Below are 503 nucleotides of genomic sequence, written 5' to 3' on the forward strand. Positions count from 1 at the left end.
GGTTCAGCTTCAAAGGCGACACCTACGTTGTTGTTGACAACGGTACTCATACTGCTGCCTTCGATAACGGTACGGATTCGATCGTTAAGCTGACCGGCATCAATGGTGACAGCCTGAGCTGGAACGCCACCTTCGCTACCGCAGCACTGGTGTAATCTCTTCGGAGATGGCCCTCTTGCTTGCATAGAAGAGGGCTCGTAAGGCCCCAGAACCCCGGCACTTCGGTGCCGGGGTTTTTTTCGTCCAGTGGCCAAGGATGTGACGCTCGTCACGTAAACCTGTAAAGACTTCTGCCACTATGGCTGCCGTGCTACTGCAAGCGATTGTGCTGCGACGCAGGAAATTTATTAATCCTTAGGAGTTATATCAATGGCTGCCACTACTGCCGCTACCGCGACTGAAATTCAAACCCTGTACGTAGCGTACTTCAATCGTCCAGCCGATCCATTGGGCCTGCAGTCCTGGCTGAGCACCGGCGCTTCGGTCGCTACGATCGCAGCTGG

At 54.5% G+C, this 503-nt stretch carries 1 protein-coding gene; it reads left to right on the top strand.

What is annotated here, in order from left to right:
* Positions 1–155, top strand: a 155-nt coding sequence (locus KW842_RS27925) for a bluetail domain-containing putative surface protein (protein WP_373925246.1), incomplete at its 5' end; no start/stop codon positions are given.
* Positions 156–503: the final 348 nt, after the last annotated feature.

Origin of the sequence: Duganella sp. sic0402, assembly GCF_019219065.1 — a bacterium.
GTDB lineage: Bacteria > Pseudomonadota > Gammaproteobacteria > Burkholderiales > Burkholderiaceae_D > Rugamonas.